At 40.1% G+C, this 25,337-nt stretch carries 23 protein-coding genes; all 23 read left to right on the top strand.

The window, feature by feature from the left end; translation table 11 throughout:
- The 23 genes from CHA6605_RS22615 (at position 1) to CHA6605_RS22505 (ending at position 25,314) form a co-directional block, all read left to right on the top strand.
- A complete protein-coding gene (locus CHA6605_RS22615; RefSeq protein ID WP_015161701.1) occupies positions 1-1,299 on the top strand; it encodes a glycosyltransferase family 4 protein in 1,299 nt (432 codons plus the stop codon).
- 201 nt (positions 1,300-1,500) lie between these two features.
- Positions 1,501-1,833 carry a hypothetical protein gene (locus tag CHA6605_RS22610; protein WP_015161700.1) on the top strand — a complete coding sequence of 111 codons (333 nt, stop codon included), beginning with the start codon at positions 1,501-1,503 and terminating at the stop codon, positions 1,831-1,833.
- Positions 1,834-1,852: 19 nt separating this feature from the next.
- Positions 1,853-3,151, top strand: a complete 1,299-nt coding sequence (locus CHA6605_RS22605; RefSeq protein WP_015161699.1) for a glycosyltransferase family 4 protein — start codon at positions 1,853-1,855, stop codon at positions 3,149-3,151.
- Between the two features lie 82 nt (positions 3,152-3,233).
- Positions 3,234-4,490, top strand: a complete 1,257-nt coding sequence (locus tag CHA6605_RS31980; protein ID WP_015161698.1) for a glycosyltransferase — start codon at positions 3,234-3,236, stop codon at positions 4,488-4,490.
- Positions 4,491-4,531: 41 nt separating this feature from the next.
- Positions 4,532-5,515 (top strand): glycosyltransferase, encoded by a 984-nt coding sequence (locus CHA6605_RS22595; RefSeq protein WP_015161697.1) that lies wholly within the window; start codon positions 4,532-4,534, stop codon positions 5,513-5,515.
- Positions 5,516-5,586: 71 nt separating this feature from the next.
- Entirely contained in the window at positions 5,587-6,378 is a 792-nt protein-coding gene (locus tag CHA6605_RS22590) for an FkbM family methyltransferase (RefSeq protein WP_015161696.1), read from the top strand.
- 131 nt (positions 6,379-6,509) lie between these two features.
- Positions 6,510-7,463: a hypothetical protein gene (locus tag CHA6605_RS22585; RefSeq protein ID WP_015161695.1), complete on the top strand. Its 954-nt coding sequence runs from the start codon at positions 6,510-6,512 to the stop codon at positions 7,461-7,463.
- A 120-nt stretch (positions 7,464-7,583) separates the two neighbouring features.
- Complete coding sequence (locus CHA6605_RS22580) at positions 7,584-8,354, top strand: xenobiotic acyltransferase family protein (RefSeq protein WP_015161694.1); 771 nt, start codon at positions 7,584-7,586, stop codon at positions 8,352-8,354.
- 146 nt (positions 8,355-8,500) lie between these two features.
- A complete protein-coding gene (locus CHA6605_RS22575) occupies positions 8,501-9,475 on the top strand; it encodes a hypothetical protein (protein ID WP_015161693.1) in 975 nt (324 codons plus the stop codon).
- A 118-nt stretch (positions 9,476-9,593) separates the two neighbouring features.
- On the top strand, positions 9,594-10,592 hold the full coding sequence (locus CHA6605_RS31975) for a glycosyltransferase family 2 protein (RefSeq protein WP_015161692.1): 999 nt from the start codon (positions 9,594-9,596) through the stop codon (positions 10,590-10,592).
- A gap of 10 nt (positions 10,593-10,602) precedes the next feature.
- Positions 10,603-11,850, top strand: coding sequence for a glycosyltransferase family 4 protein (locus tag CHA6605_RS22565; protein ID WP_015161691.1), 1,248 nt, complete (start codon positions 10,603-10,605; stop codon positions 11,848-11,850).
- 114 nt (positions 11,851-11,964) lie between these two features.
- Complete coding sequence (locus CHA6605_RS22560; RefSeq protein WP_015161690.1) at positions 11,965-13,074, top strand: glycosyltransferase family 4 protein; 1,110 nt, start codon at positions 11,965-11,967, stop codon at positions 13,072-13,074.
- A 226-nt stretch (positions 13,075-13,300) separates the two neighbouring features.
- Entirely contained in the window at positions 13,301-14,254 is a 954-nt protein-coding gene (locus CHA6605_RS22555; protein WP_015161689.1) for an exostosin domain-containing protein, read from the top strand.
- 57 nt (positions 14,255-14,311) lie between these two features.
- Positions 14,312-14,557, top strand: coding sequence for a hypothetical protein (locus tag CHA6605_RS22550; RefSeq protein WP_041548394.1), 246 nt, complete (start codon positions 14,312-14,314; stop codon positions 14,555-14,557).
- A 134-nt stretch (positions 14,558-14,691) separates the two neighbouring features.
- On the top strand, positions 14,692-15,843 hold the full coding sequence (locus tag CHA6605_RS22545; RefSeq protein ID WP_015161688.1) for a glycosyltransferase family 4 protein: 1,152 nt from the start codon (positions 14,692-14,694) through the stop codon (positions 15,841-15,843).
- Between the two features lie 131 nt (positions 15,844-15,974).
- Complete coding sequence (locus CHA6605_RS22540) at positions 15,975-16,616, top strand: FkbM family methyltransferase (RefSeq protein ID WP_015161687.1); 642 nt, start codon at positions 15,975-15,977, stop codon at positions 16,614-16,616.
- A 160-nt stretch (positions 16,617-16,776) separates the two neighbouring features.
- Positions 16,777-18,315 (top strand): hypothetical protein, encoded by a 1,539-nt coding sequence (locus CHA6605_RS22535; RefSeq protein WP_015161686.1) that lies wholly within the window; start codon positions 16,777-16,779, stop codon positions 18,313-18,315.
- A 19-nt stretch (positions 18,316-18,334) separates the two neighbouring features.
- Positions 18,335-19,462 carry a glycosyltransferase family 4 protein gene (locus tag CHA6605_RS22530; RefSeq protein WP_015161685.1) on the top strand — a complete coding sequence of 376 codons (1,128 nt, stop codon included), beginning with the start codon at positions 18,335-18,337 and terminating at the stop codon, positions 19,460-19,462.
- Positions 19,463-19,474: 12 nt separating this feature from the next.
- On the top strand, positions 19,475-20,854 hold the full coding sequence (locus CHA6605_RS22525; protein WP_015161684.1) for an O-antigen ligase family protein: 1,380 nt from the start codon (positions 19,475-19,477) through the stop codon (positions 20,852-20,854).
- Positions 20,851-22,020, top strand: coding sequence for a glycosyltransferase (locus CHA6605_RS22520; RefSeq protein WP_015161683.1), 1,170 nt, complete (start codon positions 20,851-20,853; stop codon positions 22,018-22,020). The genes CHA6605_RS22525 and CHA6605_RS22520 overlap by 4 nt, the downstream gene beginning before the upstream one ends.
- 9 nt (positions 22,021-22,029) lie before the next feature.
- Positions 22,030-22,683 carry a succinate dehydrogenase cytochrome b subunit gene (locus CHA6605_RS22515; protein WP_015161682.1) on the top strand — a complete coding sequence of 218 codons (654 nt, stop codon included), beginning with the start codon at positions 22,030-22,032 and terminating at the stop codon, positions 22,681-22,683.
- Positions 22,670-24,580 carry a fumarate reductase/succinate dehydrogenase flavoprotein subunit gene (locus CHA6605_RS22510; RefSeq protein WP_015161681.1) on the top strand — a complete coding sequence of 637 codons (1,911 nt, stop codon included), beginning with the start codon at positions 22,670-22,672 and terminating at the stop codon, positions 24,578-24,580. Before CHA6605_RS22515 ends, CHA6605_RS22510 begins: the two co-directional genes overlap by 14 nt.
- Entirely contained in the window at positions 24,577-25,314 is a 738-nt protein-coding gene (locus CHA6605_RS22505; protein ID WP_015161680.1) for a succinate dehydrogenase/fumarate reductase iron-sulfur subunit, read from the top strand. Before CHA6605_RS22510 ends, CHA6605_RS22505 begins: the two co-directional genes overlap by 4 nt.
- The last annotated feature ends 23 nt before the right edge of the window (positions 25,315-25,337 follow it).

The raw sequence follows: 25,337 nt of genomic DNA, 5'->3' as shown, positions 1-25,337 counted from the left end.
ATGAAAATTTTGTATGACATCTCAGTATTAGGAATAGGTCAGTCTAATGCTCGTTATAAAACTGGAATTTTTAGAGTTGTCGAAAATCTGGCAAATGGCCTTGAAAAGGCACAAGAAGTCGAACTTAGCCTATGCTCGACTTTTTCTCTAGAATATGCAAATGCAACTGTAGATTATTTGAATGAGCGGCCTTGTTTAGCTAGCAAACCATTTTTAACCCCTCGCTGGCAACAAGATTCAATGAATAAAGTAAATTCATTAATGCACCGAATAAATCAAAAGCAAAAAATCAGCTTTAGTGCGAGAGTGATTCGTAGATCTTTATTTTTCTTCAGTAATTCAATCAATCGTAGCTCTAAGATATTGATAGACGAAAAAAAATTAGTACATGAAAAAAAATTAGCTGATATTGATGTGTTTCATAGCCCATTTCATGCTATCCCAGAACAAATTCGGTCATTTAATAATCTTAAGACAATATTAACTGTTTACGATTTAATTCCACTTTTATATCCACAGTTTTTTCAATATAATGAAGCTGAATTAGTAAAAAGCGCGCTGGACAGCTTAAGAGCGGATAGCTGGGTGACGTGTATATCTCAAGCAACTAAAAATGATTTATGTAATTATCTCGATAAACTCGATCCAGAGCGAGTGGTTGTGACACATCTGGCAGCATCAGAGTTATTTTATCCATGTCACGATCGTCGGCAAATATTGTCAGTAAAGCAAAAATACAAGATACCTGATGCACCGTATATACTCAGTCTCAGCACTCTAGAACCGAGGAAAAATATCGATCAAACAATTCGTTGTTTCGCTAAATTAGTAGAACAAGAAAATATTCAAGATCTTTGTCTCGTTCTAGTTGGAAATAAAGGTTGGAAGCACGATGCTCTTTTCAAAGAATTATCTAAATTTTCAAACTTGAAGGATCGGATTATTGTTACAGGTTATGTTGACGACTTAGATTTAGCAGGTTTATATAGTGGTGCAATGGCATTTGTTTATCCGTCTTTCTATGAAGGATTTGGGCTACCACCCTTAGAAGCAATGCAATGCGGGGTTCCGGTAATTACTTCAAACACGTCTTCATTACCAGAAGTTGTTGAGAAGGCAGGAATTATGGTTTCACCAACTGATACAGATGGTTTGTGCCAGAGTATGTTGAATATATACCTTAGTAGCGTTTTAAGAGAGGAAATGTCATTTAAGTCGATCGAACAAGCTAAGAAATTTAGTTGGCAAAATTGTACCAATCGAACAATTAGTACTTATAAGAATGCGATGCATAGTTAAATATTGATGGCTGATTCACTTCGATCTATTGATTACTGATTTATTTTGCTCTCCAGTAACTATCTTCTAACCGAACGACTGCAAATTAAACTTCCAAAATACATTTAGAAGTATGAGTTAACAGCTCAATTCAATAGCAATCTGTTAAGTTAATAATATTAAGTTTGCTTAAAACTACTCATATTATAACCTTAACTATTCATGAGAATTGCAGTTTGGCATAATCTACCAAGTGGTGGAGGCAAAAGATCTCTTTTTTATCATGTTAAAGGACTAGTCAAAAGAGGTCATACTGTAGAATCATGGTGTCCATCTACTACCGATCGATCTTATTTACCCCTAAATGAATTAATCACTGAACATATCATCCCATTTAACTGGAAACCTAGAGAGGCAAAAACTTTTGTAGGTAAAGCAATCAATAATTACGCTGATATTACTAGTAAAATTGCTGCAATGGATGCTCATTGCCAGCAATGCGCCGATGAAATTAATGCTAGTGATTTTGATTTACTATTTGTAAATCCTCAATAATTATCTAATAATTTAAAGTATGAAAGTTTTATATGATATATCTTACTTGAGTGTAGGTCATCGAAACTTGGTGGCTAGAGCTGGTATTTTTAGAGTTGCCGAAACTTTAGCTATAGGTTTAAAGAAATCAAACGAATGCGAACTATTCTGCGTTGCTAGTGAATCGTACGATCGACTTTTTGATGCCTTTGATTACTTAAAATCTAACTCAGAATTAGCAGAAGTTCCCCTGATAGGTACGACCGATCGATCGTGGCAGAGAAGGCTCAACTTACATCAGGCAATTTTGGAAATTAACCGACAAGTAGAAGAATCATCGGGAGCAAAAAAAAATTCGTATAAAGTCAAGCGAAAGTTTCTGATCTGGGCGAATCGTTACCTTAAAAAATCTTTCAAACCAATCGACCCCGATCTTATTCAAAAGCTGGATATCTTTCACTCACCTTTTGACCCGATACCAGAGGAGATTAATCAAAGTGGTCACATCAAGAAATTTGTAACTATTTACGATCTCATTCCAGTACTTTATCCTAATTTTTTTCCTGCTCAAGGTGGAAATCAAACTGTACTTAAAGTCTTGTCAAAATTAAATTATGACTCTTGGGTATTTTGTATCTCAGAATCGACAAAAAACGATCTCTGTAACTATTCAAAGGTTATCGATCCTCAAAAAGTATTTGTAACACATTTAGCAGCTTCTAATTTATTCTATTCATGCAACAATAGGCAAAAAAACATTGATGTCAGAGCCAAATATGGAATCCCTGATGCTCCTTATATTCTCAGCTTGAGCACTTTTGAACCTAGAAAAAATATTGATAGTGTAATTAAATGTTTCTTTAATCTGATCGAACAAGAAAAAAAATCAAATCTAAACCTTGTACTAGTAGGCACTAAAGGCTGGAAGTACGATAAAATCTTCACAGAAATTTCAAGTAATCCTCAGCTTAAAAATCGGGTCATTATAACTGGATATGTAGACAATATGGATCTGGCAACATTATATAGTAATGCTACCGCTTTCGTATATTTATCATTTTATGAAGGTTTTGGGCTTCCACCTCTTGAAGCTATGCAATGCGGTACGCCAGTAATTACTTCAAATAGTTCTTCATTACCTGAAGTTGTAGGCGATGCAGGTATTTTACTAGATCCTACAGATACTGATGGATTGTGCCATGCACTCTTAAATATTGAAAATCATTCTTCTATTAGAGATTCCATGTCTCAAAAGTCTTTAGAACAGGCTAAAAAGTTTAGTTGGGATAAGACAGTAAGAGAAACAATTAATGGATATAAGATTGCGTTAAATAGCTAATTTAAATTTATTTAGATTGAAGTAATTCTTCTGAAAATCAAATTTTGAATTTAATTTAATAGTGTAACAATAAATTTAATAAATGTTGGGAAATCAGTCGCAAAAAATAGAAATAAAAATTCTTGTTATAGCTCCTTCAATTCCTAAACCTGACTGTAATTCTGGAGATCGTCGCTTTTTTGCGCTCTTAGAGTTACTTGCAAAACACTGCTCTGTCGATCTGTGGCTAGCGTCCGCACCTTCATCCAGTCCTGAAAATGTGCGTTATGTCGAAGATGTTTCTAGACTCCAAGTAAAAGTTTTAAGTGACATTGCTGTTATTAACACAGTATTCAGCCAAGCATATTATGACGCTATCTTCTTTGAATTTTACATTATAGCAGAGGCATTTATCGATCTATGTAGATTGTACCAGCCTCATGCCAAAGTTATTATCGATTCAGTCGATGTAAGCTTTGCTCGCGAACAAATTGAGGCAAAGCTGGGATTGATTGAGAGCGAGCAAGCTGAAAAAACTAAGCAAAGAGAATTAAAAATATATAAAAAATCTGATGTAGTTATCGCCGTTTCTCACCAAGATCGGAGAATACTATATGCTGAAAATAAAAATTTTAAAATTATCGTCATTCCAAATATTATAAAACTTAAACAACAATCTATAAATCCTTCATCAAAAGAAGTGATTTTCATTGGTGGTTATAATTGGAGTCCTAATGTTGATGGTATTCAATGGTTTGTCAAAGAGATCTGGTCTTTAATTATAGATATGGTACCAGATGCAGTACTCAGCATAATCGGTAGCAATCCAACTGAAGAAGTGCTCAAACTTGGAGAAGTCTCTGGAGTGGATGTTATTGGCTTCGTTCCCGATACAAATCCTTACTTAAAAAGAGCTGCTGTATCGATCGCTCCATTAAGATATGGTGGCGGAATGAAAGGTAAAGTAAATGAAGCAATGTCAATTGGCTTGCCTGTTGTGACTACTAATGTAGGTGCTCAAGGCTTAAATGCTATCTCTGGTAAGCATCTGTTAATAGCCGACGAACCAAAGGATTTTGCTGAAGCAGTAATCGGCTTGCTGAAAAATCCAGATTATCGAACAGAGATAGGCTTAGCTGGGCAGCAACTAACTGCGGATTTATGTTCTCCTGAAGTTGTTGAAAAAGTTATCGTAGAATTGATAGATTCTCAAATTCCGCCAAAAAAATCATTGCTACCGTTATTCACTCGCGTGAGACGTACTTTAACTCTTTTTTTGTTTGAGAAGTTAGGTTTTATATATTTATGGAATTTTGGAAAAAGAGTTAATAGAAAAGTAATGAGTTTGGTAGCAAGATAACAATGGTATATTTTAAATTACATAATTTATAGACTATAGCAATGATTCAATCTCCGAAAACTCTAGAATTTCTCATTCCCTCTTACAAACGACCGCAATCATTCGTGCGAGCGATCGAATCCGTTGCCTCACAAATCGATCGCCTAGATTTAGCCTATCGAGTTAAAATCACCGCCGTAGACGATCGCAGTCCCAATATCGATATTGCTGAGACGATCGAAGCTATTGCTCCTTTTTCTCAATTTGTCAGCGTCAGGCAAAACGATAAAAATAAAGGAATGAGTCTGAATATCAGAGATATGGTAGCAGAATCGGTTGCTGATTTTTGTACGGTGCTGACTGATGATGATATGCTCCAGCAAGACAGCCTTAAAGAAATAATTGAAACCATAGATAGTTTAGACGAAGAGCAGCGTACAGTCGGCTCTTTTTTTGTACCGAGATATTCGTACTTAGAAGATGGAACTCTTCACTGTATTGTCTGCAATCCATTTTCCGAAGATACAAGGATCTCCGCTGGAACTTTAAATTCACTTCGATATTTAGAAAATGGATTTATTCTAACTGGGCTTTTTTTTAATCCCAAACTTGTAAACTTTAAGATATGGGATAAGCATATTGAAAATAGCTTTTTCCCTGTCATCTATTTTGCAGACTTACTGCTGAACTATGAATCTCTATTTATAAATAAGAATTGGTTCGTACATGTTGTAAATAATGAGTGCCACTGGGATAGCTGGGGGAAAACAGAGCAGCAGAGAACTTTAAGGCTTTATAACGACTATCTGAAGGCAGTGGCATTGTCATCCGAACAAGCTCTTTCAAGAGAATCGAGGATAGGGCTTAATCTCGCTCTACTGAAGCAAGAATTTATATGCTATAAGCGTCAAATGAATACTTCACTCCCTTGGCTTGCAAATGGCAATAGAAATGTTGAAAAATCTATGTTATTGAGGGTCTCCTACCTATTAGCAGTAATTTATTACAGTCTTTCTAGATTTAAGTTATTGATTAGATATGGGTGAACCCAGTCTAACCGATTTTAAAGATTAGAAATACAACTCTAGCACTTACTCGATCTTTATTACAATTAAATATGTTTAAATATACAAATAAAATCTTGACTTTAAAAAGATGTATAGTTAGTCTGGTGAGTAACCTTGGTTTAATTCATGCATGTGTTTATGCAGTACAAATGCTGCGTCATTCATTGTTGAATAGCGATAGCAATTACACTTTAATTTCTAAAAATAGTAATTTCCCATTGATTTGTCGCCCTAATACTAGTGACTTATCTGTTTTTGGACAGATTTTTCTCGAACGAGAGTATTCTTGCCTGGATGATTTGTCTGATGTGGAGTTGATAATCGATTGTGGAGCTAACGTTGGTTACTCGTCTGCATATCTTCTAACTCGTTTTCCTAAGTCTAGAGTTATTTGTATCGAGCCAGATTCCTCTAACTTTAAGATCTTAGAAAAAAATCTTGCCCCATATAAAGAACGTGTTAAATTAATCAACTCTGGGGTCTGGTCTCACCAAACTGGTTTGAAGATTTTGGAAACTCCAGGTCTAGAGTGGAATGCCTGGGCAGTCCAAGTCAGAGAATGTAATGCAGGTGAAGTCCCGGAAATGCAGGCAACAGATGTTGGAACTTTATTAAAAGAATCGGGTTCAGATAAAATTTCAATTCTCAAAATGGATATTGAGGGTGCTGAGGCTGTTGTCTTTGCCAAGAATTATGAATCCTGGCTGCCTTTTGTTGATAACATTGCGATCGAGATTCATGGTAGTAAAGCTTCCGATATTGTCTTAAATACGGTTGCTACTTGCAAACCATTTAATATTTCTAATTGTGGAGAATTAACTGTCTTTAAATCCAATGTTTGATTGAGTACAAAGTTCATCTTTCTGCTCTCAATCGTTCCAATTATGGCTTCGTTGAGCAGATATTAAAGGTACTCGCGATCGTATTTTACTGCTTCCTGACCACTATTTCCCAAACTATCTCCCGATCGTTTATGTCTCTGTCAACCCCAGTTGCTTTCATCATCTTTAATCGTCCCGATCCAACTAAAAAGGTTTTTGAGGCAATCCGGCAAGCCAAGCCACAAAAGTTACTTGTAATTGCCGATGGGCCGAGGAGCGATCGATCTGGTGAAGCCGAAAAGTGTACGGAAACTCGCGCAATAATCGACTTAGTAGATTGGGATTGTGAGGTTTTAACTAACTATTCTAGTATTAATCTAGGTTGTAAACGCCGAGTCTCTAGTGGCATCAACTGGGTATTTTCACAAGTCGAAGAAGCCATCATTCTTGAAGATGACTGTCTGCCAGCTCCATCATTTTTTCAGTTTTGCCAAACTTTACTAGAAAAATATCGCCACGACGATCGGATCTCAATGATTAGTGGTACTACTTGTCAACAAGAGCAGACGAAAACATCATACAGCTATTATTTCTCTAAATACGCTCATATTTGGGGCTGGGCGAGCTGGCGACGAGCATGGCAAGAATATGATGTCGATATGAAAACTTGGCCTGAATGCAAACAAAGTAATTTGCTGCAATCAGCATTTCATGATATTTATGAACAGAAGAGTTGGATTGAAATATTCGATAATGTTTATGCAGGTAAAATCGATACATGGGATTATCAGTGGCTCTATACCTGCCTTTCTCAAAGTAGACTGTCGATCGAACCAGCTCGAAATCTGATCTCTAATCTAGGCTTTGGTGTAGACGCAACGCATACATTTGGCGAAAGTCCCTGGTCTAATATGCCTACTTATGATATTTGGGATATCGAACATCCCAAATTAACTATTCGTAACTGTGAAGCCGACATTCATACCTTTAATAACTTCTTTGGAGGCCATCACATGCGTCAACAAGATCGCCTGATCTCTAAAATCAAAAATCGAATTAAAGCTCGACTGCGACCATTCAAACACTTAATCCCAGTATCTTCTTAGCGATCGATCGTAACTTTAATTGAAATGAGCAGAAATCTATTCAATATATTCTTTAGTTCGAGTACTTACTTGAAGATAGTTGTACTGTTTAACTGTTTGTACTGAAACTAAGTTTGAATTATGCGTGTTAAGCTTGCCGAAGATTGTTTATGGTTCTTATATCAATCTGCGAAATATAAAAATTCTGCGATTTCTTTTTCTTTTGGATCGAGATTAAAAAAATCTCATCTCGATCGAGATCTAAAAATAGGAAAATCTTCGATCTATAATTCTAAAATAGAAAATAATGTCTCAATCGGAGACAGATGTAATATTTTTAATTCTTGCTTAGAATCTTATACTTCGGTATATTCAGAATCTAATATCATAGATTGTACGATCGGTAGATTTACGTATATTGCCGGACAATCTAATTTGAATCTCGTTAAAGTAGGAAAATTTTGCTCGATTGGATCTCACTTACTTTGTGGCAATGGAGAGCATCCTACTGATTTTGTCAGTACGCATCCTGTGTTTTTTTCTAGCCTTCAACAATGTGGTGTTTCATTTACAGACAACAACTTATTTGAAGAGCGCAAAGAAATAATAATAGGTAACGATGTTTGGATCGGTTCGAGAGTTTTTATTAGGGATGGCGTAAAAATTGGCAACGGAGCAATTGTCGGCGCAGGATCGGTAGTTGTAAAGGATGTGCCCGATTACGCAATAGTAGGTGGAGTGCCAGCAAAGGCGATCAGATATAGATTTACAGAAGATCTAATTAAAAAATTACAGTCGATCGAGTGGTGGAATTTATCCGAGGAAAACTTGAGAGCAGCACAGCCATTAATCGCTCAACCAGATATTCAATTATTCATAAGCTGGTACGAACATAATATAGCCAATCCGTAGCCTAGCGATTTCCGGTCTCCGTGTGGCTGCCATCAGTCAGTCGAGATTAGTCTGTTCGCTCTAATATCAATATAAGACTTTAGCAGCTTTGATGCCAATTTTTGCAACACTTTTAGGTTTTTATATACAAAGTTAAAATTCTAACAATGGATACAAGCCCCCTGTATTTACTAGAGACTGCTAGACGCGCTTATAGTAAAGTCGAACGAATACTCGCACCAAATAAGGCTGGTGGGCTACCTATCGATTATTCTGGGCAAGATGCAAGCGATAAGATTCAGAGTAGAATCTTAGCCGATAAACCATGTATGATTTGTCGCTTTGGTTCTACAGAGTTTAATGCAACCGTTCGATATTTTGGTAAGCACAGAAAATCCAAATTCCCACTTGATAAGTCCATAAATTATATACTAGGTAATTCAGAAGCATTCTGGTGGGATGAAAGGACGAAGGCAGATATGAGCGATTTATCGGGTTTCTTCCCCGTTACAGATACATCGCTGGAAGCCTTTAGCATTAAAATGTTGAAAGATATTGAAAATATTGATATCTTAGGTTCTTGGATACCTCAAGAAGTAGAGGTTGCAGCATTATTAAAAAATGCTTCAATTGTGAGGCTAGTCGATTTAGAGCCTTATTATCACATCAATCCTTGGTCTGAGGCGTTAGCAGGTAAAGTAGTCTTAGTAATTCATCCATTCGAGCAAAGTATTCAACAGCAATACAAACAGCGAAAACTTTTATTTAAAGACGAGCGAGTTTTACCAGAATTTGAATTAAAAACATTAAAGTCAATTCAATCTATTGCTGGTAATAATACTGAATTCAAGAGTTGGTTTGACGCACTCGGTTGGATGTGTGAAAAAATTAATAATATAGAATTTGATGTTGCAATTATAGGTGCCGGAGCTTATGGCTTGCCGCTAGCTACTCACATTAAAAGTATTGGCAAAAAAGCAGTTCATCTTGGAGGCTCTACACAAATATTATTCGGAATTAAAGGTCAACGTTGGGACGATCATCCCGTAATCAAGGAATTGTATAATCAACATTGGGTTAAGCCATTGCCTTCAGAAGTACCCAATAATCATCACGTTGTTGAGGGTGGCTGCTATTGGTAAGACATTCCTGGCTGCTATTCGGTCAAAAAAACGAGCCAAGTCAGACAGGAAAATTAACTTGTCTAAGGTTAGATCGTTTTCTCCTTATAATAAATTCATCTAAAGTATAGATGCACCTATGACGAAAGATCTAACACTACCTTCAAGCACTAAAATAGGCTGGCCTTGGTCTATCGAACATTTCATAGATACTAATGATTCATCGCTCGATCTGAAATATCCTAAAATTACCGTACTTACGCCTAATTATAACTACGGACATTATTTAGAAGAAACGATTAGATCGGTGTTGCTGCAAGGTTATCCCAACTTAGAGTACATTATCATCGATGGCGGAAGTACCGATAACTCTCTGGAAATAATCAAAAAGTACGAGCCGTGGTTAACTTATTGGGTAAGCGAACCAGATCGGGGTCAAACTCATGCTATCAATAAAGGATTGGAAAAAGCAACGGGTGATATTTTTAACTGGATTAATTCTGACGATATTTTAATGCCCGGAGCTTTATTCGCGATCGCCCGAGGAATGCAAGATAGTGATGCTTTTGTTGGTGTCGTCAATAATTTCGATGAGTCTGGCCGAGAGGTAAAAGTATTTCCCCAAAATATAACTTCTAAAGGTTTATTGACTAGGTTTAACACAACGGAGAAGCCACAAAATAGAGATACAGTCTATCACCAGCCAGGGTTCTGGTTTAAGACTAAGTATTTGAAACAAATTGGTGCCTTAAATGAAGAGTTGCACCTGCAATTTGATTTCGATCGAGTAGTCAGGTATATTCACCATTATCCAAAAGTAAATTACAGCAACCAGACGTTGGTTAATTTTAGATGTCATCAAGAACAAAAAACTTCCCCAGGGAAGATCGAGCAAGAAGGACAAAAGATTGCAAATAGTATTCTTGCAGATCCTGTTTATCAGGATCTCGAACGACTAGCTAAACTATGGTTATCGCGATTAGTCTGGTACGAAGATTTGGCAAGCATTCATCAACAGAATAGTAGAAAGCTCCGAATTATCAATGCTCTAAAAATTTTGTTACTTTCTTGCAAAAATCCTGGTGCTTATTGGACTAGGTATACATTTGGAAGTATTCGTCAATTATTGACAAAATAAAAGCTAATTCATGAAAGTAATTTTCGATATTTCTTCAGTTGGCGATAATCCGAAAACAAGAACGGGTATTGCTCGTACCGCATGGACATTAGCTGACTTATTGCATCAAAATCTAGGCAACAACATCAGCTTTTCTGCTACTGGTTCGATCGAAGCATCTCTGCAAACAGAACGGCTGCTTAATACCCATCCAAATCTTCGTTCTGCGATACATCCCGTTAGCTCTTTTGCCAGAGATGTTAATCAATTAAATAAGCAAAATAACAATAATAGTCTTGTCGAAAAAACCAAGCAGTTAACTTTACCTAATATTTCTAGATTACTTAATATAACTAGAAAACCGATCGATGTCAACATCTTAGCCCAAGCCGATATATTTCATTCCTCCTATCCGCGTATTCCCAAGCAAGTTAGAAAGGCACTTCCCAACCGTCACTTACAAACAGTTTACGATCTAACTCCGTTACTTTTAGATGAAAAATATTTTGGCCCAGGGCAACGAGGGATCACACAAAGACTAATCGATACTATTCAACCTAATGATTGGGTAACAACAATATCAGATGCGACGCGGAACGATCTACTAAACCGAAAAAAGCTAAATCCCGAACGAGTTGCTACAATTTATTTAGCGGCATCTTCCGAACTTTTTTATCCAGTTTCAGATAAATCTGTCATTCAAGTAACAAAGCAAAAATATCAACTTCCTGAAGGAGATTATTTTCTCTCACTTCATTCCTTAGCTCCTCACAAAAACATGGAGCATTTAATATCTTGCTTTAAACAAGTTATTTTGCAAGAAAAAAAGCAAGATTTACACTTAGTAATCTGTGGCGGCAATCAAGCGGCAGTCACATCGATGATTAAGGAGAACCACTTAACAGATACAGATTTAAAATACATTCACTTTGCAGGATTTATAGAGGATCGTGACTTAGCAGCAATCTATAGTGGCGCGCTTGGTTTTATTTTTCCTTCTCTTTATGAAGGATTTGGATTGCCAGTGCTAGAAGCAATGCAGTGCGGCTGTCCAGTTATAAGTTCTAATACTTCATCTTTGCCCGAGGTCGTTGGCGAAGCTGGTTTTTTGGTTTCACCCACAGATAAAGATACTCTTTGTGAATATATAGTCAAACTCGATCGTAGCAACGATCTGCGCTTTAGATATTCTCAATTTGGTTTAGATAGAGCTATATCTTTTAACTGGATAAAAACAATAAATTCATTGTTAGAAGTTTATGAAGCCATGATGCTATAATTCAACGTAGATAATTAATAATAATTATAGCTCGATCGTTTCGATCTCAAATAGCTAAGGTTTGACATGCTATTTATGTGGCGATTGATATTCAAATTAAGCGCGCGAATTTTCATGAGCAAAAAAAAAATCATTGGTAGCAAATATTTGACTTATAATGAGAAAAGAAATATTGCTCTGCCATTTCCAGATTATGAAGTCAAGCGAATTATAGATCTTTACGTTTTATTATCTGCTGCTTATTTGAGACTGAAAGGTAAACCTAATAGCAAATGGATTAATCTTCATAAAGATTTCGATCTAAATAATTGTGCTGGTTATCATTTTTGGAATGCTACAAGTTTTTCAAAAAAACCTTGGGTTACGACATTAGAATTACCTTGCTGTGAACCGTTAAGATTAGAACATTTATCTCGTTCTCAGTGTAAAAAAATATTCTGCCTGAGTTCTTGGGTAATGGATTATCAAACACAGCTAGTGGAGAGTAGTCCATACCGGGACGACATTTTACCAAAGCTAGAATTACTTCATCCACCCCAAAATCCAAATACTACCGAATTAGATTTAATTAGTAAAAACTTTGATGGAACTTTAAAATTTCTGTTTGTGGGTAGAGATTTTTTTAGAAAAGGTGGCTATGAATGTGTCAAAGCATTTTCTAGGATAATCGAGCTAGGCTTGGATGCTGAGTTGACGATCGTTTCGCAACTAACTACCAATGATTATCCCGTTCCCGCTCCCCAGGCAAATCTCGAACATGCTCTTAAATTAATTGAAGATAGTCAAGGCAAAATCAAAGTTTTCCCAGAAATTAGCCAGAAAGAAGTTTTTAATTTAATGGCAACCAGTCACATTGGCTTGTTACCCACTTACAATGATTCTTATGGTTATTCAGTGCTTGAGTTTTTTAGTTATGGGTGCCCGGTAATTACAACTAATATTTTAGCACTGCCAGAAATTAATCATCCAGATCGGGGGTGGATAATAGATATGCCACTAGTCGATAATGGCGATGGACTCCCACTCATCGATCGAACTTCTCCCGATCTAAGATTAGCAATGTCTAATGTATTAACCGAGTTGTTACTTGATATTATAATCTCAATATTGCAAGACGAGCAACACTTAAAATCAAAATCTATAGCAGCATTAAAATATGTTGAAAAAAATCATGATGTTTGTAAAAATATTAAAATTTTAGAGGATGTTTATCATACTTTCTGAGTTGTTTTATTATATAAAAACTTGGTAATTAGTAAATGCAAGCTGCTTCCAAAAACGCTTTGCTCAGAGGGTGTCTGAAAAGGGGGTAGTAAAGCCCCCAGGATTGTGAGAATCTGTCTGTAAAGGTCTTGCCTAACTTTTCAGACACCCTCTCACCCCTTCATGTGTATAAATCTTGTTTTAAATTAGTTTGACAATGAACATTTAAGCAATAAATATAGTTAATATGGCTCTAGTACATTTAACGACAACTTCAGAGAAAAGTTCGTGGAACCCTCATTCACTTGACAATTTTAATCGAGTAATGAGAGCAGCGCAGTATCGTCGAAGTGATTTCCATAAAATTACAGATTCGCCGAGTGAAGCAGATATTATCTTATTTATCGACTTCAGACGTTATTATCACTCCGACACTATTAATTCAGACATATACAAAAAATATTCTAATAAATGTTTGGTTGTTGATTTTCAAGATGTGACAATACCTAAGATTCCAGGGATATATCTCACCATTCCTAGTTACTTACATCAATACCCCATTTATGAATATGGTTTTTATTTCTGTGTCTTTGATGATTGGGTACTTACCGAGCGAGCTGAATTTTCTAGCTGTAAATACTTATTTTCGTTTATAGGTAACTCAAACACTTGCCCAAAATTACGTCAAAAAGTTTTAAATTTAAATCATCCTCACTCATATTTAAGAGATGCTTCGATTGAATATATAGATTACAAAATATATGCGGATGTTCTAAATTTAAGTAAGTTTGTTTTGTGCCCGCGTGGTATCGGAGTTTCAAGCTATCGAGTTTTTGAGACGATGAGACAGGGTAGAGTGCCTGTTATTATCTCTGACGACTGGATACCACCAGTAGGAACCAACTGGAATGAATTTTCCGTGATAGTTCCTGAAGGTGATGTTAATTCTATCCCCGCTCGATTAGAGGAAATAGAAATTAGAGCAGAGGAAATGGGGCATAAAGCTTTAGAATACTGGCAAGCTAACTTTGCACTTGAGACTAGTTTTGATTGTCTGGTTGAAGCAGCACTAAGAATTCAGTCATTACGCTCTAACTATCAACACATCATCGATCGAAATATTTGGTTTGAATCATTTAAAAGGGAGCATTTTAGTAAATTTTTGAAAGAGTTTATTCGTAATAAGCTGTGTAAATTTTAATAAGTCGATACCGTATTGCCAGGTTAACCGGAAATCATGCCATAACATCACTCAACTTTGGCTCAGGTTTCAGAAAACGGTAATTTTATTGTCAAAGCTTTCACTCTTGATCGAACTTCTCCTGAAAAAAATGCCAAAATGTCTGCTTTGTCTACAGAGTTATTAATTGAGGTATTCTGTTCGATTTTGGCAGACAGAACGCAATTAAACTCTAAATCTAGAGCTGCTTTGAGATATATCGAACAATCTCACAATCTCCAGAAAAATATTGAAATTCTAGAGAAAGTTTACGATTCTTTTTAGTTCTCAATATTTATTGGTTTTTCATCATTAAATAAAACCTCCAGCAATTTTCCAGAGTGGATATTTTCAAATATTACTAACAGGCTGTCTAAAATCGATCGAGCATACTTAGTAATTGAGTTTTTCCTGACTGCATGAACCTTCTTTCTTACATTCATCCTACCCGCACCTATCTACCTTGTACTGGAGTTGGCAAACATATTAATAATATGTTGTTGGGCCTAGAAAAACGAGATGAGATGTCTCTAAAACTGTTGTTCTCTCAACAGTGGCTGAGTGCGAATCGACAACTAGATCCACTGTCTCCATTGTCATCACTCCCCTTTACTACATTTCCCGCTGCGGAAAACACCACCGAGCGAACCTGGAAACTACTGGGAGTACCAAACATGGATCGGCATATTCCCGATGATACAGATTGGCTGTATGCACCGATGGAGACTTATATTCCAGTCTCTAAATGCCCAGTCGCAGTAACCATTCATGATATTCAGGCGTTTGAAACTGAATTACCGTGGTCGCATACCTGGCAACATCGGTGGTTTGCTTATAAATGGGGGCGGTGGGTGAGGAAAACGTTAGCTCGTTGTCAAGTTGTATTAACTGTATCTGAGTTCTCAAAGCAGAGAATGGTAGATTTGTTGGGTGCAAATCCCCACAAAATTGAGGTAATTGGTAACGGTGTAGATTCATCATTCTTTGAGATTGCTAAAATTGAGCTAGCAGATCTTCAGGTGCCGAGTCTTTTGAGGATCGGTAATGCAGATCGCTCTCCCTATATTATGATTGTGGGTGGTTTGCGGCATAAGAAGGGTGCCGATGATGTGCTAAAAGTTGCCAAACTGCTTCAACAAAGCAAGAGTGGCTTACAGATTGTTGTTGCTGGTGACTCCGAACCAGATTATGTGACAGCCGCAAGAGACTATTCAAATATTACCTTGTTGGGAATGGTTGCTGATGTAGACTTGCCTCCTTTATTGCGATGTGCGTCATCCTTGCTATTTCTCTCGCCCTATGAAGGATTTGGAATCCCCGCTTTAGAAGCGATGGCGGCTGGGATTCCGACGGTAGTATCCAATCGAGCATCTTTACCAGAAATTGTTGGTGATGCAGGGATTATCGTCGAGCCAACTAGCACCGCAGAAATTGTGGATATCTTGGCTGCTCTAGATCGCACACCACAGTTAAGAGCTGAATATATTCGCAGAGGACATCAACATGTCGCACGATATACTTGGTCTAATTGTATCGATCGGTTAGTTACTACATTGCAAACATTTTCATAAATAATGAATACAATTGAATCTAATCTTAGAAGTTTTTTGAGAAGGTATCCAGCCCTTCATCTTGCCACAAGAAAGCTTTATAGAATTGCGATTAATTCTCCAGAGCCTTTTCTACAGGCTAAAATTCAAGCATGTTTCAAAAACATAATAATGTATTCTTCTTGCAAGTCGGCTCTAATGATGGTCTAACAGGAGATCCAATTCATAATCTGATTGTCGAAAATAAAAATTATGCAGGAATTTTTATCGAGCCTGTCGTTTTTTGCTTCGATCGCCTCAAGGAAAACTACCAAGATACATATAAAAACGAATCTAGATTAGTATTTGAAAATGTGGCGATCGGGCTAACTGCCTGTAAAAAAAGTTTTTATTATTTGTCTGAAGATAGTCGTCAAGAGCTGGTCGGCGAGCTACCAAATACTTACGATCAATTAGGATCGTTCGATATCAACCATATTATCAATATTATCAATCATTTTAGCGATCGAGTCCGTCCGTATATTATTGAAGCAATCGTTGACTGTTTGCCATTGCAATCTGTTTTAGACAAACATCATGTTGAAAAAATAGATCTAGTTCACATTGATACTGAAGGTTTTGATTTTAAGGTTCTCAGTCAAATTGACTTTGAACGTTATCAGCCAAAATTAATTTTATACGAACATGCCCATTTATCTGAAGATGAACGATCGCAAGCTCATATATTACTAAAAAAATATGACTATCATTTGACAGAACATCAAGGTGACACATTGGCAACTTTAGAATTATAACTGCAATTGTTGAGTCATTATTCTATCGGGCCGCTCAAATCGAACAGAAATTTAGACGATCAACAATAAAACCTATTCAAGCGTGTAATAAACTGAGCAGACAAATTAATAAATCACACTAAAAAATAATTAGTCGCCAGCCAGGTGAAGGAATAGATTTATGCAACGCAGACAGATTATTCTTGCAGGTGCTGGATTGATGGGAGCGATCGCTTGTAGCAATCGGCAAGCAAGATCGCGCGCCCGCTCGATCTTATCCGAAATGTCTGATGATGCGGCGACACCGATTGTCGCGATCGGTACTGGTACCTCGCTCGACCCAGCACAGTACTTAAAACAACTGCCCGCACCAAAATTCAAGCGAGGTCATACACTTCCGCCACTGACTCGGTTTGGATGGACATTGCCATTTGACAGTAGAGTCGAACTAGCCGATCGCTGGGGCTATGCTTTAGAGTGGGGTCCCTATGCAACTGTCGATCGAGTTGCTTCCGCCCTGGGTAATCCCCAAAGTGAAGAAGCTAAAGTAATGGCTTTGGCTGCTGCCAATCCCAAACGTTACCAACTTGCCGTGATTCTTAGCCCAGAGCTACCCACTACCCCTGACGCAATTTGGTTGCGGAACGAACGCGGGGAATTGCTAGATGGTAAAAAAATCTGGAGTCCAGAAGCCCCCCTAGCGGCATTACAAGCCGCTGCCAAGCTGCGATCCGATCCATTAAAACAGATTCGCAGCAAAGCACCGATCTCCGTGGTTTTAAACGGTGGGGAATATGGATTGACTGTCTTGGGTGGCATTCAGAAATCCTGCGAACGCGATCCCCAAGTAGTTTCAGCAAGGAGAAACCGCGATTGGTTTGAATATATTTCCGCTCGCAAGGCTTATCAGGAGTCGTTTATCACCAAGGCTGTCCGTCAAGCCGTACCCGATCGTCAAATGTATGTTTACTATCCCGCCGATAGCAATCCCCATCGCGGACGTTATGGCGGCTGGGAACAATGGTGCTATGACTATAAGTACATGCGGAAGATTTCCGATCGTCCCAGCAGCTCAACATATTTCAAAGAGTTTAATACTGGTTGGACGGGGAACATGGACATTCTCACACAAGTCCTTAACTCCGTCGGACAGCAAATTAAGTTCGGCGATCCTCTGTCTTATAACTGGGTTTGTAGTGGCTGGATGCGCGGTAAAGATCCGGTATTTGGCGAGATCGATCGATACATTGGATTTCTAAAGTGCTACTATATGGCAGGAAATATCGGTAGTATTGCTGGCTACTTCGATTTCCCAACGGGTGGATTTGAGATTTCATTCAATGCCGATCGACCGCCAAATTGGCTGTTACAAATGGTTGCCCTCAGTCGCGTTCATGCCATTTTCAGCCATTTAGAAAATTATCTGCGCCAAGGAGATTTACTACCAGGGCCGATGAAACATGTGTGGTCTAAAGATACGCCAGCTTATGAATTTCCGACTAAAGATCCAGATATTCGAGTTTTAGCTCGCAAGCATCGCAACAAGGCTAACTGGTCGATCGTGGCTTGGGCAGCAGGAGGTAATTCTCGTCAAGCAACGATCGATATTCCCCAACTCGGTCGCGTAGATGTAACTGCCCGTCCGAATGGTAGTGTTTACACGGCAAAGCGGATTGGCGATTTCGCCAAATTAATCTGGGTCGATCGACAAGACGTTTAAATCGATAGTGCTGGTAAATATGAAACTCAAGGTTGTCTTCTGTTGGTCGGATATCTCTGGTTATATGGCTGCCTGCTGGCGAGCATTGCAAGAATCAGCCGAGATCGATGTTTTTGTAATTGCATTTCAAGCATTGACAGAAACTGCTTTTGGCGATCGATTAATGCAAGGTATTCCCTCTAAATTACTCGATCTTCAGGCTCGACAAGATTCAAATTCGATCGAGCAACTGGTGTTATCAGAACACCCAGATGTCGTGGTTATGTGTGGCTGGTTGCATCAACCCTACTGTAAATTAGCCACTTCAAGTAAGCTCCAAAATGCCGCTTTTATCATGGGCATGGATACGCCTTGGAAAGATAACTTGCGCCAACGACTGGCACCGCTAGTACTACGCTCTTTTCTGCAACGGATGGATCGAGTAGTCGTTACAGGCGAGCGAAGCTGGCAATATGCCAAACGATTGGGGATTGCAGCCGAGCGAATCGATCGAGGTTTATATGGGATTGACTACAATAGCTGGGTGCCGCTGTGGAAAAAACGATCTCAAGCAGACTGGCCACGATCGTTTCTGTTTATCGGACGTTATATTCCGGTCAAAGCGATCGATTTATTAGTCCAAGCCTATCAAGATTATCGCGATCGAGTTGAAGATCCTTGGGATTTGGTGTGTTGCGGTCAAGGCGAACTTAAATCTCAATTAGCAGGCAAACCAGGAATTATCGATCGTGGCTTTTTACAACCTACTGATATGGAATCTGTGTGGCAATCGGCTGGTGCTTTTATCCTCCCTAGTCGATTCGACCCCTGGCCGTTAGCGATTGTCGAAGCAGCCGCCGCAGGTTTGCCAATTATTTGTACCGATGTATGTGGTTCTGAGGTCGAAGTTGTCCGCTCATGGTACAACGGTTTAGTAATTCCTGAAGAAAATACCGCAAGTATCACCCAAGCCTTCTTAACCTTTCATCAGCATCATGCCGAGTTACCTATCTGGGGTCAAAGATCTCAAACACTAGCTGCTCCCTATGCAAGTGGTATTTGGGTCGATCGGTGGCAAGCTTCTCTCCGGATAGCAAAAGTAAGCAAACTCAGTTCGACATCTCTCTTTGGCGGAGCCTCTGCTGGAAAGAATCGAGTTCTAACTTAATCAAATTAAAATATGAATAAAACCTTTATCGACCAACTGATTGGTTTCATCTCCACTCCCATTGGCATAATTGGTATTGCCATCGGTTTACTGATGGTCGTCAAAGCTAGTCGAGATCGTCCCACAGGCTGGTTGCTGTTTAGTCTCTGTTGCTTTGCTTCATCCCTCAATACATTTAAGGATCAGTGGACGAGAGTGACACCACCACTAATGTTTCCACTCCAGCAAATTCGTAGTAATGGTAGGCCATTGGCAATTGTATTGTTAATACTACTAATATTTGTAGCATTACAAACTCAGAATAATTGGCGACAAAAGTTACTTCCTAAAGCTATCAATTATCTCCTAGCCGTCCAATTTTGCATTTTTGCGAAGACGGTGCTTTATGGCGATCGAGAATTTGCAGTTATCTCTGCATTGACGTTTGGTGGCATCATCTTTATGTTCAAAATGGGTCCGGGTAAATGGATGCAGGATGATGAAAATTTTCATCTTGCGGTTAAATCGATCGCAGTAGCAGGATTGATTTTTGTCTTTGTCAATAGCATTCAATTTTTAATTAACCGCCAACCAATTACGTTCGTACAAGGTCGCTTCTTAGGAACGACCGGAAATCCTCAACATGCAGGCGTACTATTAGCCGCAACGATTCCATGCTTGATGTTTTTGATTCAAAAAATACCCAGATGGAATTTTGCTAAATTCTTATGGGTAGCAACCTTAATGGTAACCTTGTACTTTTTATTACTCAGTGGTTCTCGTACGGGCTTAATGATGAGTGCTGTTTCAATTTTATTGTTTTACCGGAATAATGGCGGAGCTTGGTTACGCATTATCTTGTTTTTAGCCATATCCGCAGCCTTGGTTTTACCATTTTTAGGAGCAGATTCTTTGAGTTCATCATCAACAGGGATAGATACAAATGTGAGCGATCGCTTTACATCTACCAGTAATACTCGTGAAAATGTCTGGAATGGGATGTGGAATGCTTTTATGGATAATATTTTATTCGGATCTCCACTCGCACAGGGCAGTCGATTTGGTTATGGTGAAAACTCTTGGCTCGCTGTAGGCGCATCTCTTGGCTTAATGGGATTCATTCCGATGATGATGATGGGATGGGAGTCTGTGAAGATGATTTGGCAACTAAATCAATTGAGCAATCGTAATTCATATTACTTTTTTCAGAGCAGTGCCGTAATCGCAGGACTAGGATCGATGCTAATTGGTAGTTGTTTTGAAGCATTTTTATTAGGGAATATTACATTCTCGCTGCTGGCATTCTTGACATATTTGATGATGGGTGGATATTTACTCGAAGTCGATCGATTCCGTACTTATCAGGCGAGTATCGAAGCAGAATATGTCGATAATGTTGGGATATATCAGTGAAGATCTTACATGTAATTCCTTCGGTTTCTCCCGCCAGAGGGGGGACGAGTCGCGCCGTCTTAGATATGGTGCGCGCCCTCCGAGATTGCGGGATCGATGCTGAAATTGCCACTACCAATGATGATGGGGACAATTTGCTCGATGTGCCATTAGGGAAGTCTACTATCTACGATCGAGTTCCTACTTATTTTTTTGCTCGCTTCTCGCCCCAATTACCCGCACTCCGGGACTTTGCATTTTCGGGATCGTTTACAAATTGGTTATTCCAAAATGTAACCAAGTACGATGTGATTCACGTTCATGCACTATTTTCGTACACAGCCACAGTAACGATGGCGATCGCGCGATTCAGAGGTATTCCGTACATTACCACCCCACATGGAATGCTCTGTGCGTGGTCGCTTCAGCAAGGCGGACAGAAAAAGCAAACTTATCTCAATGCGATCGAACGAGCCAATCTTAATGGTGCTCGATCGATCCAGGTAACTTGCCAGCAAGAAAGCGATGATGTGGCGACACTGAACTTGAAGTCGCAAACCTTTGTCTTACCACTTGCCCTGACAGATACCCCAGTCCAGATTCCGGATGCCGCTAAACTCCTGCGTCAAAGTTTGAATTGTGCCCTAGACGAACCAATTATTCTATTTTTATCTCGACTGCATTATAAAAAAGGTTTAGAGTATTTGATTCCTGCGCTCGGACGGATCACAGAGCGGCGGTTTACTTTTGTCTTGGCTGGCAATGGTACTCCAGCTTATGAAGCCGAAATTCAGGCATTACTAGCTGATGCTGGCATCGAGCAGCGGACGCGGATGGTTGGGTTTGTTGAGGGAGAACGCAAAGATTTATTAATTCAAGGAGCTAATTTATTTGCATTAACCTCGCACTCCGAAAACTTTGGGATTTCTGTCTTAGAAGCCTTAGCAGTTGGTACTCCAGTCTTAGTTACCCCAGGGGTCGGTCTAGCTCCGGTTGTGAGCGATAAAGGTCTTGGCTTTGTCGCCGATTTAGATATCGAATCGATCGCTCATGTCCTCGATCGAGTCTTAACCGATCTCGATCTAGCCAAATCGATCGGCGATCGCGCTCGTCAGTTTACACTCGAACACTACACTTGGGAGCCGATTGCCGTAGAGTTAATTCGAGTTTACCGAGATCTGTTATGAAGTATCGATATGCAAGTCCCTAACTTTTACTCCTCTTCGATCGGCCGCAAAGTCATCATGGCTGGCACGGGGCTGTTCTTAATAGCTTTTTTAGTCGTCCATCTCGGCCTCAATGCTACCCTTTTTGTTAATGATGGCGGTCGGTTATTCGATCGCACCGCCGAGCTACTTCGTCATAATTGGCTACTACACGGCCTAGAAATATTGGTATTTAGTAGCTCGATCGTCCATATTTGGCAGGGGATATCTCTTAGTATCCAAAACCAGTCGAAACGCAGCACCCCTTATGCTGTCAATCCTGGCTTGTCATTCGATCCGGCTCGATCGATGGGTCTGCTCGGTGGGATAATTTTAGTCTTCTTAGTCTTACACTTATACCAATTCTGGTTGCCTAACGCGATCGGAACTAGCACCGATAGTTTGTATAGGCTGGTGCGAGACACCATGAGCCACGGCTGGGTAATCTCTATCTACGTGCTAGGTTGTATTGCGCTATCGGCACATCTACTCCACGGCTGGCGCAGCCTGTGCATTACGCTGGGCGTAACAGAGCAATATCTTCAGCTCATCGCTCCGATCGGCATTAGTTTTGCCATTGTAGTACCATTAGGGTTGGCAGCTATTCCGATCTTTTTCTTCATTAGTGGCTATGCTCGATTCTAAAATTCCAGCGGTGCCTGTGGCTCAACAGTGGCAGACTTACCAAGAAAATGCCCGTCTGATTAGTCCTGCCAATAAAAGTAAGCTAGAAATTATCATCATCGGTACCGGATTGGCTGGAGCCTCGGCAGCGGCGACTCTGGCAGAACAGGGCTATCGAGTCAAAGCTTTTTGTTTTCAGGATTCCCCCCGCCGCGCCCATAGTATCGCCGCCCAAGGGGGGATTAATGCAGCTAAGAACTATCAGAATGATGGCGATTCCGTCCAGCGGTTATTTATAGATACGATTAAGGGTGGTGACTATCGATCGCGAGAAGCCAATGTCTATCGATTAGCCACAATTAGCACCCAGATTATCGACCACTGCGTGGCTCAAGGCGTCCCATTTGCGCGCGAATATGGCGGAATGCTTAGCAATCGCTCTTTTGGTGGCACGCAGGTACAGCGTACCTTCTACGCGGCGGGACAGACGGGGCAGCAACTGTTGCTGGGTGCCTATCAAGCCCTCGAACGCCAAGTCGCGCTGGGTAAGATTGCCATGTATACCCGCCACGAAATGCTCGATCTTGTCCGCATCGACGGTAAAGCGCGGGGGATTATCGCTCGTAACTTAATCACAGGCGAACTAGAGCGACATTTCGGTCATGCGGTGCTGCTGTGTTCGGGCGGATATAGTAATGTTTTTTATCTATCTACCAATGCGATCGGTAGTAACGTGAGTGCGAGTTGGAAAGCTCACAAGCAAGGTGCATTATTTGCCAATCCTTGCTTTACCCAGATTCACCCGACTTGTATTCCCGTGGCTGGCGAACATCAGTCGAAACTGACGCTGATGTCGGAGAGTTTGCGCAACGACGGTCGAATTTGGGTACCCAAAACGGCAGGAGATCGCCGTCCGGCTGTAGAAATTCCCGAATCGGAACGCGACTACTTTTTGGAGCGACGCTATCCCGCCTATGGCAATCTCGTCCCCCGCGATATTGCCTCCCGCGCGGTTAAAGAAGTGTGTGACGCTGGTTATGGGGTCGGTCATTCCCAACGAGCGGTATATCTCGATTTTGCTGCCGCTCTCGATCGATTCGGTCGAGCGGCGATTCAAAATAAATACGGCAACTTGTTTGCGATGTATGCCCAGATTACGGGTGAAGATCCGTATGCCGTGCCCATGCGAATTTATCCAGCGGTGCATTACACGATGGGTGGGTTATGGGTAGATTATGAATTAATGACCGCGATTCCTGGTTTGTATTGTTTGGGAGAAGCTAACTTTAGCGAACATGGGGCCAATCGGCTCGGTGCTTCGGCCTTGATGCAAGGTTTGGCGGATGGTTATTTTACGATTCCGGCTACAATTAGCAACTATTTAGCTGACGATCTGGGTACGGCTCCAATCTCGATCGACCGACCAGAGTTTATGCGAGCGGAAGCCGCCGTCCGAGCCAGACTAGAGCGATTGATTGACATTCAGGGTTGTCAAACAGTTACTAGTTTTCATCGTCGCTTGGGTCAAATTATGTGGGAGCATTGCGGCATCGTCCGAACGGCAGCGGGATTAAAATCGGCGATTCTCGAAATTCAGGCTTTACGCTCGGAGTTTTGGCAAGATGCAAAAATTCCAGGTACCGTCGATGCACTCAATCCCGAACTAGATCTGGCGCAACGCGTCGCTGATTTTCTCGAATTGGGCGAATTAATGTGTATCGATGCCCTCCACCGTCAAGAGAGCTGCGGCTGTCATTTCCGCACTGAATTCCAAACCGAGGCGGGTGAGGCTCAACGTAATGATAAGGCATACGCTCATGTTGCCGCCTGGGAATATCTACCCGATCTTCAATGGCAGTTTCACCCAGAACCGGTAGAATTTGAGCTAGCACAATTGAGTCAACGTTCTTACAAATGAAACTCACTCTCAAAATTTGGCGACAAGCCTCAGCCCAATCTAGCGGTCGATTTGTGGCATATCAGCTTGCTGACGTTTCGCCAGACATGTCTTTTTTGGAAACGATCGATCTACTCAATCAAAACCTGATTATCGCAGATGAAGACCCGATCGCCTTCGACCATGATTGTCGTGAAGGTATTTGCGGTTCCTGTGCGATGTATATCAATGGTCGCCCGCATGGTGCCAAGACAGCTAGTACTACCTGTCAGCTCTATATGCGTTCCTATCGGGATGGGGACACGATTACAGTCGAACCCTGGCGTGCGAATGCTTTTCCAATAATCAAAGACTTAATGGTCGATCGATCGGCATTCGATCGCATTATCCAATCTGGCGGCTATATTTCCGTCAATACTGGCAACGCTGTAGATGCTAATGCGACACCCATTGCCAAAGATATCGCCGCTGCTGCTTTTGCCGATGCAATGTGTATCGGTTGCGGAGCCTGTGTTGCTGCTTGTAAAAATAGCTCGGCAATGCTGTTTGTCGCAGCAAAAGTCTCCCACTTATCACTCTTGCCACAAGGGCAACCCGAACGACAACGCCGCGCTCTGAATATGGTGACACAGATGGACAAAGAAGGTTTTGGTAGTTGTAGTAATACTGGCTCCTGCTCGGCGGTATGTCCCAAAGAAATTTCTCTAGCAACTATCGCCCATCTCAATCGAGAATACCGTCAAGCTCGATCTTAGGTTCGGATCTAGAGTAAATCATT

It is taken from the genome of Chamaesiphon minutus PCC 6605 (assembly GCF_000317145.1).
Classification (GTDB): Bacteria; Cyanobacteriota; Cyanobacteriia; order Cyanobacteriales; family Chamaesiphonaceae; genus Chamaesiphon; species Chamaesiphon minutus.
Note: the sequence above shows the minus strand (reverse complement) of the source record. Positions and strands in the feature narration are given on the sequence as shown.

Excerpts from the sequence above, each read along its gene's own strand:
- CHA6605_RS22505 (WP_015161680.1), top strand. The coding sequence starts at position 24,577 with ATGAAACTCACTCTCAAAATTTGGCGACAAGCCTCAGCCCAATCTAGC.
- CHA6605_RS22530 (WP_015161685.1), top strand. The coding sequence starts at position 18,335 with ATGAAACTCAAGGTTGTCTTCTGTTGGTCGGATATCTCTGGTTATATG.
- CHA6605_RS22560 (WP_015161690.1), top strand. The coding sequence starts at position 11,965 with ATGAGCAAAAAAAAAATCATTGGTAGCAAATATTTGACTTATAATGAG.
- CHA6605_RS22605 (WP_015161699.1), top strand. The coding sequence starts at position 1,853 with ATGAAAGTTTTATATGATATATCTTACTTGAGTGTAGGTCATCGAAAC.
- CHA6605_RS22555 (WP_015161689.1), top strand. The coding sequence starts at position 13,301 with ATGGCTCTAGTACATTTAACGACAACTTCAGAGAAAAGTTCGTGGAAC.
- CHA6605_RS22575 (WP_015161693.1), top strand. The coding sequence starts at position 8,501 with ATGGATACAAGCCCCCTGTATTTACTAGAGACTGCTAGACGCGCTTAT.
- CHA6605_RS22585 (WP_015161695.1), top strand. The coding sequence starts at position 6,510 with ATGTCTCTGTCAACCCCAGTTGCTTTCATCATCTTTAATCGTCCCGAT.
- CHA6605_RS31980 (WP_015161698.1), top strand. The coding sequence starts at position 3,234 with ATGTTGGGAAATCAGTCGCAAAAAATAGAAATAAAAATTCTTGTTATA.
- CHA6605_RS22565 (WP_015161691.1), top strand. The coding sequence starts at position 10,603 with ATGAAAGTAATTTTCGATATTTCTTCAGTTGGCGATAATCCGAAAACA.
- CHA6605_RS22590 (WP_015161696.1), top strand. The coding sequence starts at position 5,587 with ATGTTTAAATATACAAATAAAATCTTGACTTTAAAAAGATGTATAGTT.
- CHA6605_RS22515 (WP_015161682.1), top strand. The coding sequence starts at position 22,030 with ATGCAAGTCCCTAACTTTTACTCCTCTTCGATCGGCCGCAAAGTCATC.
- CHA6605_RS22535 (WP_015161686.1), top strand. The coding sequence starts at position 16,777 with ATGCAACGCAGACAGATTATTCTTGCAGGTGCTGGATTGATGGGAGCG.
- CHA6605_RS22525 (WP_015161684.1), top strand. The coding sequence starts at position 19,475 with ATGAATAAAACCTTTATCGACCAACTGATTGGTTTCATCTCCACTCCC.
- CHA6605_RS22615 (WP_015161701.1), top strand. The coding sequence starts at position 1 with ATGAAAATTTTGTATGACATCTCAGTATTAGGAATAGGTCAGTCTAAT.
- CHA6605_RS22510 (WP_015161681.1), top strand. The coding sequence starts at position 22,670 with ATGCTCGATTCTAAAATTCCAGCGGTGCCTGTGGCTCAACAGTGGCAG.
- CHA6605_RS22610 (WP_015161700.1), top strand. The coding sequence starts at position 1,501 with ATGAGAATTGCAGTTTGGCATAATCTACCAAGTGGTGGAGGCAAAAGA.
- CHA6605_RS22580 (WP_015161694.1), top strand. The coding sequence starts at position 7,584 with ATGCGTGTTAAGCTTGCCGAAGATTGTTTATGGTTCTTATATCAATCT.
- CHA6605_RS22595 (WP_015161697.1), top strand. The coding sequence starts at position 4,532 with ATGATTCAATCTCCGAAAACTCTAGAATTTCTCATTCCCTCTTACAAA.
- CHA6605_RS22545 (WP_015161688.1), top strand. The coding sequence starts at position 14,692 with ATGAACCTTCTTTCTTACATTCATCCTACCCGCACCTATCTACCTTGT.
- CHA6605_RS22540 (WP_015161687.1), top strand. The coding sequence starts at position 15,975 with ATGTTTCAAAAACATAATAATGTATTCTTCTTGCAAGTCGGCTCTAAT.
- CHA6605_RS31975 (WP_015161692.1), top strand. The coding sequence starts at position 9,594 with ATGACGAAAGATCTAACACTACCTTCAAGCACTAAAATAGGCTGGCCT.